20 protein-coding genes are annotated in these 16,164 nt (G+C 61.1%); 12 read left to right on the top strand and 8 right to left on the bottom strand.

All coding sequences use genetic code 11. The features are described 5' to 3' along the window. Nucleotides 1–82 precede the first annotated feature (82 nt). A complete protein-coding gene (locus MHM84_RS05980; protein WP_239263573.1) occupies nucleotides 83–430 on the bottom strand; it encodes a hypothetical protein in 348 nt (115 codons plus the stop codon). A 263-nt stretch (nucleotides 431–693) separates the two neighbouring features. Here MHM84_RS05980 and MHM84_RS05985 point away from each other — a divergent pair, with 263 nt between their 5' ends. The 4 genes from MHM84_RS05985 (at nucleotide 694) to MHM84_RS06000 (ending at nucleotide 4,004) form a co-directional block, all read left to right on the top strand. Beyond that, entirely contained in the window at nucleotides 694–1,560 is an 867-nt protein-coding gene (locus MHM84_RS05985; protein ID WP_239263859.1) for a cobalamin biosynthesis protein CbiX, read from the top strand. Between the two features lie 103 nt (nucleotides 1,561–1,663). Further along, nucleotides 1,664–2,584: a 3-keto-5-aminohexanoate cleavage protein gene (locus MHM84_RS05990; RefSeq protein ID WP_239263575.1), complete on the top strand. Its 921-nt coding sequence runs from the start codon at nucleotides 1,664–1,666 to the stop codon at nucleotides 2,582–2,584. Beyond that, nucleotides 2,581–3,537, top strand: coding sequence for an L-carnitine dehydrogenase (locus MHM84_RS05995; protein WP_239263577.1), 957 nt, complete (start codon nucleotides 2,581–2,583; stop codon nucleotides 3,535–3,537). Before MHM84_RS05990 ends, MHM84_RS05995 begins: the two co-directional genes overlap by 4 nt. Then, nucleotides 3,537–4,004: a thioesterase family protein gene (locus MHM84_RS06000; protein WP_239263579.1), complete on the top strand. Its 468-nt coding sequence runs from the start codon at nucleotides 3,537–3,539 to the stop codon at nucleotides 4,002–4,004. The genes MHM84_RS05995 and MHM84_RS06000 overlap by 1 nt, the downstream gene beginning before the upstream one ends. A 14-nt stretch (nucleotides 4,005–4,018) precedes the next feature. Here the strand turns inward: MHM84_RS06000 and MHM84_RS06005 are convergent, their stop codons facing one another. Beyond that, complete coding sequence (locus tag MHM84_RS06005) at nucleotides 4,019–4,999, bottom strand: GlxA family transcriptional regulator (RefSeq protein ID WP_239263581.1); 981 nt, start codon at nucleotides 4,997–4,999, stop codon at nucleotides 4,019–4,021. Nucleotides 5,000–5,008: 9 nt separating this feature from the next. Continuing rightward, on the bottom strand, nucleotides 5,009–5,305 hold the full coding sequence (locus MHM84_RS06010; protein ID WP_239263583.1) for a YciI family protein: 297 nt from the start codon (nucleotides 5,303–5,305) through the stop codon (nucleotides 5,009–5,011). Nucleotides 5,306–5,467: 162 nt separating this feature from the next. Between MHM84_RS06010 and MHM84_RS06015 the strand changes: the two genes are divergently transcribed. Further along, a complete protein-coding gene (locus MHM84_RS06015; protein WP_239263585.1) occupies nucleotides 5,468–6,043 on the top strand; it encodes a hemerythrin domain-containing protein in 576 nt (191 codons plus the stop codon). A gap of 63 nt (nucleotides 6,044–6,106) precedes the next feature. On the opposite strand, the gene MHM84_RS06020 is transcribed toward MHM84_RS06015, so the two are convergent. Both MHM84_RS06020 and MHM84_RS06025 read right to left on the bottom strand, forming a co-directional pair. Beyond that, nucleotides 6,107–6,355: a hypothetical protein gene (locus tag MHM84_RS06020; RefSeq protein ID WP_239263587.1), complete on the bottom strand. Its 249-nt coding sequence runs from the start codon at nucleotides 6,353–6,355 to the stop codon at nucleotides 6,107–6,109. 26 nt (nucleotides 6,356–6,381) lie between these two features. Beyond that, a complete protein-coding gene (locus tag MHM84_RS06025) occupies nucleotides 6,382–6,576 on the bottom strand; it encodes a hypothetical protein (protein WP_239263589.1) in 195 nt (64 codons plus the stop codon). 279 nt (nucleotides 6,577–6,855) lie between these two features. Between MHM84_RS06025 and flhD the strand changes: the two genes are divergently transcribed. The 6 genes from flhD to MHM84_RS06055 all read left to right on the top strand — a co-directional run bounded on the left by flhD (nucleotide 6,856) and on the right by MHM84_RS06055 (nucleotide 12,681). Continuing rightward, nucleotides 6,856–7,176: a flagellar transcriptional regulator FlhD gene (gene flhD / locus MHM84_RS06030; RefSeq protein ID WP_092843187.1), complete on the top strand. Its 321-nt coding sequence runs from the start codon at nucleotides 6,856–6,858 to the stop codon at nucleotides 7,174–7,176. A 19-nt stretch (nucleotides 7,177–7,195) separates the two neighbouring features. Beyond that, a complete protein-coding gene (flhC, locus tag MHM84_RS06035; protein WP_239263593.1) occupies nucleotides 7,196–7,759 on the top strand; it encodes a flagellar transcriptional regulator FlhC in 564 nt (187 codons plus the stop codon). A gap of 202 nt (nucleotides 7,760–7,961) precedes the next feature. Next, nucleotides 7,962–8,579, top strand: a complete 618-nt coding sequence (locus MHM84_RS06040) for a cell wall hydrolase (protein ID WP_239263596.1) — start codon at nucleotides 7,962–7,964, stop codon at nucleotides 8,577–8,579. A gap of 709 nt (nucleotides 8,580–9,288) precedes the next feature. Continuing rightward, a complete protein-coding gene (locus MHM84_RS06045) occupies nucleotides 9,289–9,693 on the top strand; it encodes a hypothetical protein (RefSeq protein WP_239263599.1) in 405 nt (134 codons plus the stop codon). Next, a complete protein-coding gene (locus tag MHM84_RS06050; RefSeq protein WP_239263602.1) occupies nucleotides 9,690–11,876 on the top strand; it encodes a pyrroloquinoline quinone-dependent dehydrogenase in 2,187 nt (728 codons plus the stop codon). The genes MHM84_RS06045 and MHM84_RS06050 overlap by 4 nt, the downstream gene beginning before the upstream one ends. A gap of 100 nt (nucleotides 11,877–11,976) precedes the next feature. Then, on the top strand, nucleotides 11,977–12,681 hold the full coding sequence (locus tag MHM84_RS06055; RefSeq protein ID WP_239263605.1) for a YrhK family protein: 705 nt from the start codon (nucleotides 11,977–11,979) through the stop codon (nucleotides 12,679–12,681). A gap of 92 nt (nucleotides 12,682–12,773) precedes the next feature. On the opposite strand, the gene MHM84_RS06060 is transcribed toward MHM84_RS06055, so the two are convergent. The 3 genes from MHM84_RS06060 to MHM84_RS06070 form a co-directional block, all read right to left on the bottom strand. Beyond that, nucleotides 12,774–13,373 carry a DUF3618 domain-containing protein gene (locus MHM84_RS06060; protein WP_239263608.1) on the bottom strand — a complete coding sequence of 200 codons (600 nt, stop codon included), beginning with the start codon at nucleotides 13,371–13,373 and terminating at the stop codon, nucleotides 12,774–12,776. Then, complete coding sequence (locus tag MHM84_RS06065) at nucleotides 13,370–13,807, bottom strand: phage holin family protein (RefSeq protein WP_239263611.1); 438 nt, start codon at nucleotides 13,805–13,807, stop codon at nucleotides 13,370–13,372. Before MHM84_RS06065 ends, MHM84_RS06060 begins: the two co-directional genes overlap by 4 nt. Before the next feature lie 362 nt (nucleotides 13,808–14,169). After that, nucleotides 14,170–14,496 (bottom strand): thioredoxin family protein, encoded by a 327-nt coding sequence (locus MHM84_RS06070; RefSeq protein WP_239263614.1) that lies wholly within the window; start codon nucleotides 14,494–14,496, stop codon nucleotides 14,170–14,172. A gap of 192 nt (nucleotides 14,497–14,688) precedes the next feature. Here MHM84_RS06070 and MHM84_RS06075 point away from each other — a divergent pair, with 192 nt between their 5' ends. Then, complete coding sequence (locus MHM84_RS06075) at nucleotides 14,689–16,158, top strand: alpha/beta hydrolase (RefSeq protein WP_239263616.1); 1,470 nt, start codon at nucleotides 14,689–14,691, stop codon at nucleotides 16,156–16,158. The last annotated feature ends 6 nt before the right edge of the window (nucleotides 16,159–16,164 follow it).

Below are 16,164 nucleotides of genomic sequence, written 5' to 3' on the forward strand. Positions count from 1 at the left end.
GGCAGGATGCCTGTGATAGCAGCAAGGAAAGCAGTACTAGAAAGCCCGGCCAAATGGTCGGGCTTTCTAGTTTAACCACCTGTCACTGTCCGCGTCGCGCCATGGCCCGTCGCAACTCCTCCCGATAGGCCCCGGCATGCTGCGCCGGGTCGGCAGGAAAACGCTCCAGCTCGACGGCGAGGTCAAAGAAACCCTGTGCCGGCACTCCCTCCCCTCGCCGGCTGACGATCAGTGCGGCAATGAAAGGTCGGCCCTGCTCAGCGTCCTCGCGCATTAGCGCTTCCAATGCTCGAGCCACACGCTGGATGGTGCGTGGCGGGCAAAGGCCCACTGCCTCGGCGAGTTGTTGATAGGTCATCGGCAAGGCCTCGTGGGGTGCAGTCTCGAGAACGTGCCGAACCTGGGCGGGCAGCGATGGATCGTCAGTCATGGCAATGCTCGGGACTCGGCCTGTTGGCAAAGGGCGGGATGGTAACCCTTAACTTACTCCCGCGGCGAGAGGCCGCCAAACGTGTTCGATCGGCAGGGTCGCGAAAGCACCAGCCAAGAAAAACCGTTCATACTCGGCTTTCGCTGGCACGTAGGCATCCCATGCGACTTGACCGCATTCCTGCACGATAGTGTGATGGACCGACCGTCATGTCCGTCGGCATTTTCTCCGGCGCCAGCCCAGAGGCCTCCATGCAAAGTTCCCTGCGAAAGATCGTGCTCATCGACAACGGCTCCCTGCGCCCCCAGGCCACGCTCAACCTGCGTCGCCTTGCCCACGCCCTGAGCCAGGCCACCGGCGAGGCCGTCGAGGCCGCATCCCTGCTGCACTCCTTCAAGATTCCCGCCGAGCAGCTCGACGGCCGCAAGGCCGTGACGCTGGGACCATTGGCCGAGCGGTATGCGGCAGAGGGTGTGCGCGAGCTGCTCATCCTGCCGTTCTTCTTCGGCCCCAGCCAGGCGCTGACCCGCTACCTGCCCGAGCGCCTGGCCGAGGTGCAGGCCAGCTACCCGCAACTGAGCGCCAAGGTGGCTCTGCCCCTGGTCGACACCCAGGCGTCGGTGGACCTGCGCCTGGCGCAGCTGTTGGCGGACAACGTGCGCGAACGGATGGCCGGCCTGGCGCAGCCCAAGGTGGTGCTGGTCGATCACGGCAGCCCGATCCCCGAAGTGACGGCGGTGCGCAACTACCTTGCCGGCCAGTTGAGCGTGCTGCTCGGCGATGAGTCCGGGTGCGTCACTTTTGCCTCCATGGAGCGCCGCGATGGCGAGGCCTATCGCTTCAATGAGCCGCTGCTGGAACACCTGCTGGCCTCGCCGGCGCTGGCCCAAGGCGACGTGATCCTGTCCATGCTGTTTCTTTCCCCGGGGCGCCACGCCGGCGAAGGCGGCGACATTGCGGAAATCTGCGAGCGGGCGATGGCACAGTCGCCCGGCTTGAACGTCGTCACCACGCGTCTGGTGGGGGAAAACGACGCCATCGTGGATATTCTCGTCACTCGCCTGCAGCAGGCTCTTGCCGGCAAGCCGCTACTCACGGTAATACCGGCAACCGGAACAAGCGCCACCTGAGCGTCTGTCGCCTTACGCACATTAATCGACGCCCGCCGACAAAACACCGGGGCATGCTGGCTCGATAATGGATCACGTTCGAACCCCACGGAGGAAGCGCAACGTGAACCGTAACGTCATCCTGACCTGTGCCGTCACCGGTGCCGGCGATACCGTCGGCAAGAATCCCAGCGTGCCGGTGACGCCCAAGCAGATCGCCGACGACTGCATCGACGCTGCCCGCGCCGGCGCCAGCGTGGCCCATATCCACGTACGCGATCCCGAAACCGGCGGCATCAGTCACTCGGTCGACCACTTCCGAGAAGTGATGGAGCGGGTACGCGAAGCCAACGTCGACATCGTCATGAACATTACCGCCGGGGGCGGCGGCGACTGGATTCCCGATGCCGGGGACCCGACCCGCGGCGGCCCCGGCACCGACATCCAGACCCCGGCCGAGCGTCACGCCCCCGTGGGCGAGCTGCTACCGGAGCTGTGCACCCTGGATTGCGGCAGCCTCAACTTCGGCGACATGGTCTATGTCAATCCTGCCGACTGGCTGCGCGAACATGCCCGCCTGGTACAGGCCGCCGGGGTCAAGCCGGAGCTCGAGTGCTTCGACCTGGGTCACGTGTGGTTCGCCCGCCAGCTCCAGCAGGAAGGCCTGATCGACGGCGATCCGCTGTTCCAGCTTTGCCTGGGCATCCCCTGGGGCGCCGAGGCCGACACCGAGACCATGCTGACCATGCGCAACAAGCTGCCGACCGGCGCACATTGGGCGGCCTTCGGCATCGGCCGCCATCAGATGCCCATGGTGGCTCAGGCTCTCCTGCTGGGCGGCCACGCCCGGGTCGGCCTGGAGGACAACCTCTATCTTGAAAAGGGTGTGCTGGCCAGCAATGCGCAACTGGTAGAGAAGTCCGTCACCCTCATAGAGAATCTGGGTGCCCGCGTCATGTCTCCGGCCGAGACCCGCTCCCATCTCGGGCTGCGCGACCCGCGCACCGGCAAGGCCACCGAGAATACTACGGGAGGCGAGACATGAGCCCACAACTGAGCGTCGTCGGTACCGGCGTGATCGGCAACGGCTGGATCGCCCGGGCGCTGGCGCAAGGCTGGGACGTGGTGGCCTTCGATCCGGCCGCCGGAGCTGAAGCGCGCACACGCGCCTTCGTCGACAACGCCTGGGAATCGCTGACCCGGCTGGGACTGGCCGAGGGTGCCGATCCGGCGCGGCTGACCTTCGTCGATAACCTGGAAGCCGTCGTTGAAGGCGCCGACCTGATCCAGGAGAACGTGCCCGAGCGCCTGGAACTCAAGCGCGAGATCCTCGCCAGGCTGGATGCCGTCGCCGCGCCCGAGACGATCATCGGCTCGTCCACGTCCGGCTTCAAGCCCAGTGACCTGCAGCAGGACTGCACTCGCTCGCCGGGCCGGGTCATCGTTGCCCACCCGTTCAATCCGGTTTACCTGCTGCCCCTGGTGGAACTGGTGGGCGGCAGCGTCACCGTACCCGCCGAAATCGATACGGCCCGCGACCTTTATCAGACACTGGCCATGCGCCCGCTGGTGGTACGCCGCGAGATCGAGGGACACATCGCCGACCGGTTGATGGAGGCGCTGTGGCGCGAGGCGCTGCACTTGGTCAATGACGGCGTGGCCACCACCGAGGAAATCGACGCCGCCGTGGTCTATGGTTGCGGCCTGCGCTGGTCGCTGATGGGCACCTTCCTGACATTCCATCTGGCCGGTGGAGACCAGGGCATGCGCCACATGCTCGAGCAGTTCGGCCCGGCCCTGAAGTTGCCCTGGACCCGGCTCGAGGCACCGGCGCTGACCGACGAGCTGATCGATCGGGTCGTGAAAGGCTGCGAGTTTCAGGCCGCCGGGCGTCCGGTCGCCGAGCTCGACCGGCGCCGCGACGATTTTCTGGTCGAACTGCTGGCGCTAGTGCAGAAATACTGGCCCGAAGCCGAAGGACTGGAGGGACGCATCTGATGCCCTTGCTTGCCACCCGCGTCGCCCCGGCGTGGGTCGATTACAACGGCCATATGAACGATGCCGAGTATGCCCGGGTGTTCTCGCTGGGTGTGGAGGCGCTGATGGAGCGCATCGGCCTCGACGAGGCCGGACGTGAGAAGGAGCGCTATACGCTGTATACCCTGGAGACCCACCTCTGCTATCGGCGCGAGGTCCACGAGGGCCAGGCGCTCGAGATCGAGGTGACGCTGCTGGATCGCGACGCCAAGCGCCTGCACGTCTTCTTCGAGATGCGCGACACCCACGGCAACCTGCTGGCAACCAGCGAGCAGATGCTGATGGGCATGGCGACGGCTGCCGACGGGGCCCGGCCGGCGCCCTTTCCCGAGGCGGTGGGCCGGGCCATCGCCGAGCTGCCAGCAGCGCCTGTGGCAGCTTGGCCGGAACTCGCCGGCCGGCGTATCGGCCTTCCGCCCAAACGCTGAAGCCAGCGATTCGCTCAGCTGCCTCGGCGCGTCTGCCGGGGCGTCTCGCCGTAATATTCCCGGAAGGCGCGCGAGAAGCTGGAACTCGAGGCAAAGCCGCAGGCCAGCCCCACCGCCAAGATGTCGAGGTCGGTTTCCTCGAGCAGGTGGCGGGCCCGTTCGAGACGCAATGCCAGGTACCAGTCCCGAGGGGAGCGGCCAAGCTCGCGCTCGAAGAGCCGTTGCAGATGGCGCAACGACACGCCGCTGCGCCGAGCCACGTCGGCCAGCGCCAGCGGCGATTCCACATGACGTTCCATCAGGGCCACCGCTTCGATCAGCCGGGCGTTGTGCGTGCCGAGGCGCCGCACCAGGGACATGCGTTGCTGGTCGTGTCGGGTGCGGATACGTTCGTGCACCAGCTGTTCGGACACGTCGATGGCCAGTTGCGCACCGTGACGCCGGGCGATGATTTCCAGCGCCATGTCCATGGCCGCCGCCCCGCCGGCGCAGGAGAAGCGCCGGGCCCCCAGCTCGAAAAGCTCGTCGGAGGTGGCAATCGCCGGGAAGCGTTCGCGAAAGGCCGGCAGACTTTCCCAGTGCAGCGTGATCCGCTCGCCATCGACGAGTTTCTCATCGAGCAACCCCGCCGCGGCCAGCAGAAAGCAGCCGGTATCGATCCCGCCCAGCGCACAGCCTGCCGCGTCGAGACGATGCAGCCATCGCGTCAGCTTGCGGGTCGGGTGGCATTCGGGGTCGAACCCGCTGCACACCGCCAGTGACGGCAGCGTCTGCAGCTCATCGATAGAGTGGTCGGCAAGCAGGGTCATGCCATTGGAGGCACTCACCGGACCGCCGTCCTCGCTGATCAATAGCCACTCGAAGAGCGTCTTGCCGCTGATACGGTTGGCGATGCGCAGCGGTTCGACAGCCGAGAAGAACGCCATCATCGAGAAGCGCGGCAACAGCAGAAAACCGATCGACTCAGGCCAGGGGCCGGAATGGTCGAGACGCATAGACAACGTTCAAGCGTTCGGGTCGAAGAGCTTCACTTCGCGGATCTCGACATGTTCCCAGACGCGGCCGGTCATGTAGGGCTCGGTCTCGAGCCAGGCATCCAGCGCCTGCCGATCGGCAAACCGGAAGTGAGCATTGGAGCCGATCATCTTGCCTTCATCGTTGAGGATCGCTCCACCGCTGAGAAACTTTCCCTGCCTGGCGAGTTCGCGAACGCCTTCCAGATGTGCGTTGCGATTGGCCAAACGACGGTCGAGCGCCTCGTCGTCCGTGTAATCGTAGGCCACCACGGCGTATTGCTTCATGTTCCACTCCTATCGCATATGCTTTCAACTACACACGGACACAAGCCGGTATCAACGGCAGCTCAGCCACAGGAGCTTTCCCGACTTGGCCCGAATCCCTGAGCGGTACTATGTTGGGAACTGCAGTAACACTCAATAAATAACGACCCCAAGGAGGGAGTCATGACCGTGACCAATGACAGCCGTCCAGCAACGGATGTCGTCGACATCCTGACCGCCGATCACCGTGAGATGACCGAGTTGCTCGCTCAGGCCGCGCATACACCGGATGCCCAACAGCGCCGTGACCTGGTCGAAACGGTAATCGCCGAGGTAATGCGCCATGCCGTTGCCGAGGAGATGTATGTCTATCCGACGATGGAGAAGCACCTGCCGAACGGCAAGGAAGAAGTCGAACATGACAAGCAGGAACACGACGAGATCGTGCAGGTCATGAAAAAGCTGGAAGACGCCGATGCGGCCGATCCACAGTTCATGGCGTTGGTGCAGGAACTGGACAAGCAACTGCGTCACCATGCCGATGACGAGGAGTCCGATCAGTTCCCTTCACTGCGCAAGCATCTGGCTCAGGATCAACTGATCGACATGGGCAACAAGGTGCAGAATGCCAAGCAACTGGCGCCGACCCGCCCGCACCCCAGTGCGCCCCATTCCGAGCTGTTCCACAAGAGCGTCGGACCGGGCGTCGGCATGGTCGACCGGCTCCGCGACAAGCTCACCGGCCGCCAGACCGGCTGATCGTTTTGCCATTCGACACACTTCGCCGATGGCTGCGAAGTGTGTCAGCCGGCGCCGGGATGCTCAGCTATTGCTGCGTCGCGGCGCAATCCGGATGCCTCCCACCCAACGCTCTCCCGGTGCGTAATCCAGCCAGTTGCGCCGCCCTTCGAGCATCTCCCGGCCCAGATCGGTCAATAAAAGACGCCGCTGCGGCCATTCCTTGTCGGTGCTGGACAAGGCCATTGCCGGTTCCGGTGCCGTGGTCAGCGGCTGGATGAGCCACCAGAACATCAAGTCACCCAGATAGGGCAGCGGCTCGTATTCGCGCATCAAGTGGGAGAACGCCTGGCCGACCGTCAGCGGGCCATCACGAACTGGGCATCGGCGAGTCGTAGGGTGGATTCACGCAGCGGGATATGACGGGCCACTCGAGCCAGAGCGGAAGGCTCGTGGGCAAGTGCCGCCTTGAGCAGTTCCTTGGCGCGCTTGCGCTGCTGTTCGAGGTTGAGTCGACCATGTGAGGTGGCATCGTGCCGGAGATGCGTCGTCATACGATTCCCTCCATGCACCTGTGTCCGCCAGCCAGGCTGGGATTCGTATGGAAGTCGGCAATCGAAGCGATGGGCGCAGCCCTTTCCGCGGACGGGGACGCCTGTGCGGCGTTCTTCTAGCGTATCCAAAAGTAAGCGGGAGTCAATCGGCTCTGGCAGCTTCGCAGTCATCCCAGGCAAACGCTGACACGCTTATTGTCCAGACGATTCATACCGAGCCCGAATGACAACTCATGAGACTTTGCTACTTTAACAGTATGTCTTTAAGGGGGATGGAATATGCACAACGAAAGCCTTCTCGAAGATATCCAGGAGGTGAACCTGGCGTACCTGCTCCTCGCCCAGCGCATGCTGAAGGAAGACCGGGAAACCGCAATGTTTCGACTGAAGATCGACGAGCGCATGGCGGACTTGATGGCGTCGCTTTCCATCAAGCAGTTGAGTCAGATGGCCCGCTCCAATCAGTTGCTGTGTCGGTTGGCGTATGTCGACCCCGACCAGCTCATGAAATTGTTCGAGAACCCGCGTGAACTGGGCATGGCCCAGACCCATGCGGCCCTGCTCATGGCGGCAGATCGTTTCTCGAGTTCCGGTCATTGAATGCCGACCCGGCGTGAGGGTGAGCATGAAGAGTCTGGTTAGCGAGATGATGCAGGTGCAACTGGCGATCGAGCTTATCGAGCTTGGTGCCCGCCTGCAGGTACTCGAGACGGAAACCGAGCTGAGCCGTGCCCGGCTGATCAAGCTGTACAAGGAAGTCCGTGGCGTGTCCCCGCCCAAGGGCATGCTGCCCTTCTCGACCGACTGGTTCGTCACCTGGCTGCCGAACATCCACGCCTCGCTGTTCTACAACATCTACCGCAGCCTGTGCGACGACATTGGATGCGAGCGCCTCCCGGCCTTCGTCAAGGCCTACCGGCTCTACGTCGAGCACGTCATGCTGGAGGAAAACGAGCCGGTGCTCGGGCTGACGCGCGCCTGGACTCTGGTGCGTTTCTTCGAGAGCGATCTGCTACAGCTATCACGCTGCAAGGAATGCCGGGGACCGTTCGTCGCCCACGCACATAGCCCTGTACAGCATTTCGTCTGTGGCATCTGCCAGCCCCCGTCTCGTGCCGGCAAGACGGCCAGGAGTCGCCAGAGCAAGATCGACGACCATCATCGCAGAGCAGGCACTGCCTGACTCCTGCGTATCGACTCCTTTGCCACTTAGCGTGGTTTGTCGGATGCCGACACGCAGCATGATAGCCAGAAGATAAGTCAAAGGGACTTCTCCATTGATGATCTCAGGCTGAAACAAACCATCCTGCCAATATCGCTGTTGGAACTACCCCGGAGCGTTGGCTTTGTTGCATGATGATCCGATTGCCTGATCGGGAGTCATCATGATGCCTATCCGCCTTGTGCGAAGCGCCATCTGCGTCGTTGCCTTGATGTTGTCCACCCCTGCCCTCGCCATCGAACTCGCCCAACGTGCACAGGTTGCCGAAAAGAAAGCGGAAGTGCTGGAACAGGAAGCCTCGGCCGAAGGCAGCGGCCGTCCCCCCGAGCCCGACGAGTTGATCACGCGGCCCGGCGCCCAGGCAGTGGATCCTGTCGGAGAGGCGCCATTGGATGACGCCATCACTTGCCTGGCACGCTCGATCTACTGGGAAGCGCGAGGAGAAGGCGCAACGGATATGGAAGCGGTCGCCAACGTGGTGATGAACCGGTTGGGTCACGATGGCTTTCCCGATACCGTTTGCGGAGTAGTCAAGCAGGGCTCGGAACAGGGCAATTGCCAGTTCTCGTGGTGGTGTGACGGTCGCCCCGACGAGGCCCAGGAGACGGAGGCCTATGTCATCGCCAAGGAAATCGCCCGCAAGGCGCTGAATCAGCAACTAAAGGACCACACCGATGGTGCGCAGTATTTTCACCACCGTAATGTGATGCCTCACTGGGCCTCGGAATTTACCCGAACTTTCACGACCGATGAGATGCTCTTCTATCGGCAGGCCCGTTGAAACCAGGCCTAGCCTAGCCGCCTGCCATGCTCTCGGTCGGAAGACCGCTACAAGAAAGCCGAGTCGTCATCGGAATGACACGTAAGCAAGGTAGGAATAGACAAAGCCCGGATACATGCGTTGAAGTGATGCATCCGGGCCAAAAACGCTTCTTGTTGGTGCAGAAAGTCTCTGAAAGAGGGCATGTCCCCTCGAAAAAAATACTTAAATCTTTTTAACGGCTTGTTTTTGAAGGTTTTTTATTATTATGGCGCAGTTTTCGTATAGTTATTGGCATGGTAGGCGCGGAATGACTGCTCCTGACGTCCCATGGCAAAGCTTGCGCCGGGACAAGCCACCCGTTTTCAACGTCGCCTCATCATGGCGATCAACCGAGTGAGCTGGCGTGCTCCCCTGGTCCCCTTCGGGGGACTTTTTTTATTCAGAGCCCGATATTGTTCTTGTAGCCTTTCGGTTCGGGCCGGCGAGCTGTATGGCTCCTAGTCTCCATTGCCTGCCCACTCGAAACAACACCACCTTCGTTTAATACAAGCGGACTCCTCCCGACATACGCTCTTTTCGTGACTTTGGATTTTCTCCGATTCGTCAGGAAAAAGTCATGCAGCTGCCTATACTTACCAGTCGTGGCGCAATGAGATGTCTGATCGACTCCGCTGGGCCGCGCTAACCTGTCGATGATTCAGAACCGTTCAAGGGAAGGGACGCAACAATGGCCAAACACACCCGTGGCGTCGCCTATGGCGCCTGGCTGCTATTGGCGGTCTCGATCGCCGCCGTGATAGTGGCCGCCATCAACACGTTCAATGTAGGCAATGGCATCTCCTATACCTTCGGCACTTACCTCGTGCTGTTCTCCACTGCCATGTTGGTGATCGGATCGTTGTTGATCACCTTCGTCAGAGGCATGTCCCGTGGGTTGAGCGGCTTTGTCAGCGCCCTGTTGCTGATCGATCTGCTGGGCACGGGTTTCGCCTCCTACCTGCTGGAAGCCACGATCCTGGTATGGCTCATGGTGGCCGGATTGATCGCTTGGCTCATCCACGTATTCGCCGATCCTGCCAGCGGTAAACGCTCCCACCCGACAACCACCAACCGGGAGGCCATGTCGTCATGACTCGACATTCAGCACTGACATTGTTGTCCACGCTACTGCTGGCCAGTGCGCTTGGCTCGGCTCACGCCCAAGACTCCCAAGACGAAGATAGCGCGCCCGGACCGACCGGTGGCCAGCCTCAGGGCATTACCGATATCGAAGGCACCCAGACGGACGGGGAAAACGGCGAGCAGAGCCAACAGCCCCAGCAAGACCAACAAGGCCAACAAGACCAGCCGACGACCGCCGAAAGAGACCTGCAGACTACGCCGACTCTCAAGAAAGGACGCGTATCGACAGGCCCTGCCGGCACACCGCCCGCGCCCGATGCTCAGGGACTCGACCCGACGCCGCCCCAGCCGGACGAGTGGATGGATTCGCCCAACGCCTGGGCAACGTTCAATGGCGATCTACGCGCACAGAAGTATTCTCCAGCGGACCAGATCACCCCGGAGAATGTCGGCCAGCTCGAGAAGGCATGGGAATATCACACCGGAGACGTCTCTGACGGCAGTGGCGATATCCCGATGACCGTGTGGTCGGCGACGCCACTGTTCGTCAACGAGACGCTCTATATCGGCACGCCCTTCTACCGGATCATTGCCCTGGATCCGGGTACCGGGGAGGAAAAGTGGAGCTTCGATCCGGATGCCCGGCTGGAAGCGCTCACTCAGCCCGACATGAAGAACCGCGGCGTGGCCTACTGGCAGGCTGACGATCCCCAGGAGGGCGAGGCATGCCAGAAGATGGTCTACATCGGCACCATGGATGCCAAACTCTACGGCGTCGATGCCGATACGGGCGAGCCCTGCAGCGAGTTCGGCGAGAGCGGCATGGTCAACGTCAACCAGTGGAACACGGTCAACGACAAGTGGCCGCTGTCGCTACTGCAGCCACCGACTGTCTATAACGATACGCTCTACCTGGGTTGGGCCGGCAAGGACTGGACGGATGCAGCCGCCCCTCCCGGCACGGTATTCGCTCTCGATGCACGCAGCGGCGAGTTGAAGTGGATGTTCCACGCCCTGCCGGAAGAAGTGATCCAACGTACCGGCACGGCCAACGTGTGGGCATCGATGTCCGTCGACCCCGAGACGGGCCTGGTCTACATTCCGGTCAGTTCGCCCAGCCCGAACTACTACGGTGGCAACCGCACCGAAGAGCTGCCGCTCGCCACCTCGGTGACGGCACTCGATGCCGAGACCGGCCGGGTCGTGTGGAGTCGTCAATTGGTGCACCACGATATCTGGGACTACGATACCGATGCCCCGCCGACGCTGGTGGACATCGAGAAGGATGGCGAAACCATTCCCGCCCTGGTGCAGACCTCCAAGCAAGGCTTCCTCTACGTACTCAACCGCGAGACGGGAGAGCCGATCTATCCCATCGAGGAGCGCGAGGTACCGGCTTCGGATATCGAGGGGGAGCAGGCCGCACCTACCCAGCCTTACGTACCCACGCCCGAGCCGGTGATCCCTGACGAATGGCCGGGCGTATCGACGCTGGCCGACATCGTCAGCTTCGGTGAATGTAGCCGTCGTGCCGAGCAGTACCGCTACGAAGGAAAGTTCACTCCGCCGAGCCTGGAAGGCAGCATCGCCTTCCCACCGACTACCGGCGGCACGCAATGGGGCGGCGGCGCAGTCAACCCGGAGACGGGTATCTATGTGGTCAACTCCAACCACGTGGTTCAGATCTACAAGCTGATTCCGCGGGACGAGTTCCAGCAGGCCGAGCAGCAAGGCGAAACCGGGGGTTACTACGCCCAAGGCGACGTACCCTACGGTTTCCACCTTCAGACCTTCCTCAACTGGGCGGGGATGCCCTGCTGGAAACCGCCTTATGGCACGATCGCAGCCTATGATCTGAAGACCGGCGAGCGTCTATGGAACAAGCCGTTCGGTCAGGTCCAGAAGTACGGCTTCTACATGCCCGCGTCATGGGGCTCGGTGACCATTGGCGGTCCGGTGCTGACCAAGAGCGGGCTGATTTTCATCGGCGCGTCGATGGATTCACGGGTTCGCGCTCTCGACGTCGAGACCGGTGAAGAGCTGTGGCGCAGCCAGGTCGAAGCCCCGGCAGTGTCTATCCCGGCGACCTATACGTATCAGGGCAAGCAGTACGTGACGTTCATCGTCGGCGGCAACTCGATCCTGTTGCCAAAGGTGAGCGATCAGGTCGTTTCCTATGCCCTGCCGGACTAGGTTCGGCTAGCGTTACCCATCCGACCACCGGGCTCTGCCCGGTGGTTTTTTATACTGATTGTTCTTATGTCCACCCGGAGGAAACAAACAGGGAGGTTTCATGCCACATCAGATCACGAACCGCAGACGCAGCTATCGAAAGGCTCCGCAACGGGAAACGTTCTTGTGGGAAGGGCTGAATGCCTCGGCCTATGTCGTGGGCGCTGCATCATTCGTGGTTGGCAGTGTCTTTTTCCTGCCCGCTTTCGAGAAACACGCTGCAGCAGGGGCCTGGCTGTTCATTCTGGGCTCGTTGATCTATCTGACGGTCACGGCCAATGACTTTCTCGAAACCGTCAACCATTACCGGCATCACTCATCGCATGGCAGGAAGACCGTTCTCGAATTCGTTACCTCGACGGGCTACGTCATCGGGTGTGTCCTGTTTCTGGTAGGCAGTGCGTTCTTTCTGCCCAGACTGGGCCTGGAGCGTTGGGGCGCCTGGTGTTTCATCGTCGGCAGCGGCCTATTTACCATTGGCGCCACCATTAACGTCACGCAAATCACCCAAGCCGGATCGATGGTCGCTTTGCAACTGCTGAACGCCGTCGCTATATCTTTCGTCATCGGCTCCATTCTATTTATCGTCGCCTCCATTCCCTATCTTTGGCCGAACCATCAATCGCAGCTTGCCCACACCCTACATACTTATCTGGCAGCCCAGTTCATTTTCGCTAGCCTACTGTTTCTCGCCGGAGGTATGGCTAACTTCTACCGAGCTTATCGGAACCACCGCTTTTACCAAAGAAAGAGCAATGGCGAGTGACGCCACGCCAAGTACTGGTTAAAGGGTATTGGCTTAAAAGAAAAGCCCCAACCAAGGTTGGGGCTGAACGATTCGCACGAGGGTGCTAAGCGTTACATCTTGCTGCCAGGCGAGCCGTCGCGATGCTGCCGAGTGCCGAGATGCGTTGGTTCGCCGATGACCTCGGAATCGCCCGGGCGGGGCTGCCCCCCTTTATGCTGGGCCGTGCCCAGATGTGTTGCCTCACCGACGACCTCCCGGTCCATGGAGGAGCCGGTCGTAGCCATTCCCGTACCAGCCGTCGTCACGGGACGGTTCGCCCCGGTCACAGTGCTGGCGTGCGGTGCCGCCTCGCTCGAGGTAGCCGGCATCACCGTGCCCGGCTTGCTATACCGCCCTTCCGTGTCATGGCGATGTCTACCCATGGACCTGTCGGAGGATTTCTGTCCGCTCCGGTTTTGCGACATCATTAACCAACCCACCCCGATACCAATCAGCAGAACCGGGATCGGATTGTGCTTGACGGTGTTGCCGAGATTGGCAATGAACTCGTTGGCACCCCCATTGCGAATCTGGTTATAGGCAGAGTCCATGAAATACTTCGGCGAAAGCCGGTCTTCCAACTCATGCAGGGTATCGTCCAGGTTCTCGCGCGTCTGGCGGATTTCGTCTTCTATCTCATCCGCACTGCGTCTATCTTGCTTATCGCTCATTGACTGCCCTCCTTGACGTGTTCACTGTGATGCTTGGCCACATCCTTATCATTTCTGAGACTGTCCATTGTTCTTTGCGGCGTCAAATCCAACGTCTGGAGTTTCTTGCGCCCGGATTGCACCAGAATGGCACCGATGATCAGTACCACGCCGCCGACAATGAGCGCCGACAGCCACGGTGTAGAACCGTAATCGATGATTGCATGGAGCCCATAGACCGCAGCGGCAAGCAAGACCAGGAAACCACTGAACAGCACGGCACCGGCAGCGGCAATGGAACCTGCGCCTTTCGCAGCTTGCGAGGTTTTCTCGGACATTTCGGCTTGTGCCAGACGCACTTCGCCGCGAATCAGGGTTCTGATCTCATCCGTCAGGTTCGAAACCAGTGAACCGAGCATGGAACTTTCCGTACGGTTTCTGTTTTCTTCATCCATGAGTGTCTCTCCTTGACAGACGTAATACTGAGTTGGCATTTACCAACGTAGTCAAAGATACCGCCAAGGCAATGACATTTACCTTCCAGTTAACTTATCCCTCATCCTGAACCCGTTGCTTCCGGCAACGTCCAGGCCAAGCCGAGGCATGAGGGCGCCCCATTCCCAAGGGGCGGCATCTCGGTACGCTGCGTATCGGATACAAACCGTAATGCCTGGTGGACCTTGCCGGATCGGCAGGCAGCCCCGATCTGCGCCATGTCGGACGTTGGCGAAGCGCAACCTGCCGATAGCGCACACCGGCGAGATATTCATCCACGAGCTTTATGAGCATGGCGGCCAACATGGCCAGTTTTCTGAAGTTAGCCATCGATCCGTTCCAGTGCCTGAGAGATTGAATGGGTATCCGGTGGCCGAACGAGGCGCGTGACCTCTTGACCATTGTCGAGAAAAACCAGCGTGGGCCACAGCTTGACTCGAAAGGAGCGCCCCAGCCGACGCCCCCGCCCATCCGCGATCTTGAGATGATTGACACCGGGATGCTTTTCCATGGCCGCGGCCAGGATCGGCTGCACAGATAGGCAAAAGCCACACCACGGGGAGCCGAATTCGAGAACGGTCGGCTCTTCCAACGCATCGATATCCTTGCGCGCTGGCTCACGCTCCAGGTACTTCGTGGTCATTGGCATTCCGTATCCTCCTTGACTTGATCCGTCAGCCAATGTCGCTAGCTTGAAAGTAAGCGCTTCCCAACCCAACGACAAACAGGACATGGAGGTCGCATGAAACGCTTGAGTTCTTTCCTGAACCTTTCTCCTTTAACCCTAGTTCGAAGTATGGCGATTTCGCTAGTTTTCACTGCGCTCCCACTTTCAATCGTTTTGGCACAAGAGCAGACATCCCGTCAGGTATCGGCATCGCAAGAGACGCCCCGCCTAGAGAACGCCGACTGCGTCACTGACGCCCTGAAGGCCATGCAGGCCGAGTGCTATATTTTCTATGGTCAGGAGGACTGGAGCGATCCTAACGGCCGCCTGGTGGAGCTGCCGGTTGCAGTGATTGCACCGGAACAGGCAGGCAACACGGACGACCCGCCGGTCGTTTTCTTTCCCGGTGGACCCGGCTATTCGGTGATCGGCAACCGCGATTATGTCGAGCAGTTGCGCAAGGATATCGGTGATCGCACCCTGGTCGTCATGGATCACCGCGGGTTCATTCATGCCAAGCCGACTCTGGCTTGCCCGGACTATGCCGAGGTTTCCCCCTACCACAACATCATCCATACCCCGGCCATCACATCGTCACTGGACCCGATGGAGCGCATGGATGCCATGACCGGCGAAGTGAGCGCCTGCTATCGCAAGCTCGAAAGCGAAGGCATCGACGTGGCGGAATACAACCAGTACGCCGTATCGCGCGATGTCGACGAGATTCGTCGCCTGCTGGGCTACGACACCATCGACGCTTTCGGCTCATCGACGGGCAGCGGGACGGTACTCTCCTATCTCCAGTATCATCCTGACCACGTTCGTGCAGCGATCCTCGGCTGGCCCTGGTTCACCAGCCTGCGCAACCGCTCGCCCCTGGACGAGTTCTACGTCGCCAAGCAGACCTTCAGCGACGTGCTTGCGCTGTGCACGGCGAGCAGCGAGCGCTGCCGGGAGCAACTGCCGGCCTGGTTCCTGGCTATCGACCGGGCCCGGCGGGCGCTGGACAATCGCCCTTATGTCGCCACGGTGCAGGACGAAGGTCAGGAAAAGCGCCTCTACTTCGATGGCGCCGCGTTCCTGGATACGCTCTACCTGATGCTGCCCAGCGACTACGCCCAGCTACCGCGCCTGGTCAACGACATCCAGGCCGACGATTATTCCTCACTGGGGCAGTTCTTCCGCATCGATCAATACCAGCCGGATACCCAGGCACCCAACTACGCCCTGGGTTATTTCCTCGCCCATGTCTGTAACGACATGGGCACCAACCGCCCCACCCCGGCCGACTCACGCGCTGCGATACAGCGCGAACCGGGTATCCTGGGGTTCGAGCCGCCGTGGGTATGTGCCTGGTGGGGCGTGGATGGCGACGTGCCGAGCTCACACAGCGATCCGCTGCAGTCGGACAAGCCGGCCCTGTCGATTCATGGACAGATGGACCCTTGCTGCGGCACACGTTGGGGAGACGTGCTGTCACGCACCATGCCCAACCTGCAGACCATCGAGATCCAGGCCAAGGGACATAGCCCGGTGACCGAGTGCCGTTCTCAGGTGATCTCGGCGTTTCTCGACGATCCCATGGCCAAGATCGACACGCGCTGTGCCGATGAGGTACCGCTGGAGCCATGGGCGCTGCAATAACGGGAA

The sequence above is a fragment of the Halomonas sp. McH1-25 genome (assembly GCF_022348165.1).
GTDB lineage: Bacteria > Pseudomonadota > Gammaproteobacteria > Pseudomonadales > Halomonadaceae > Modicisalibacter.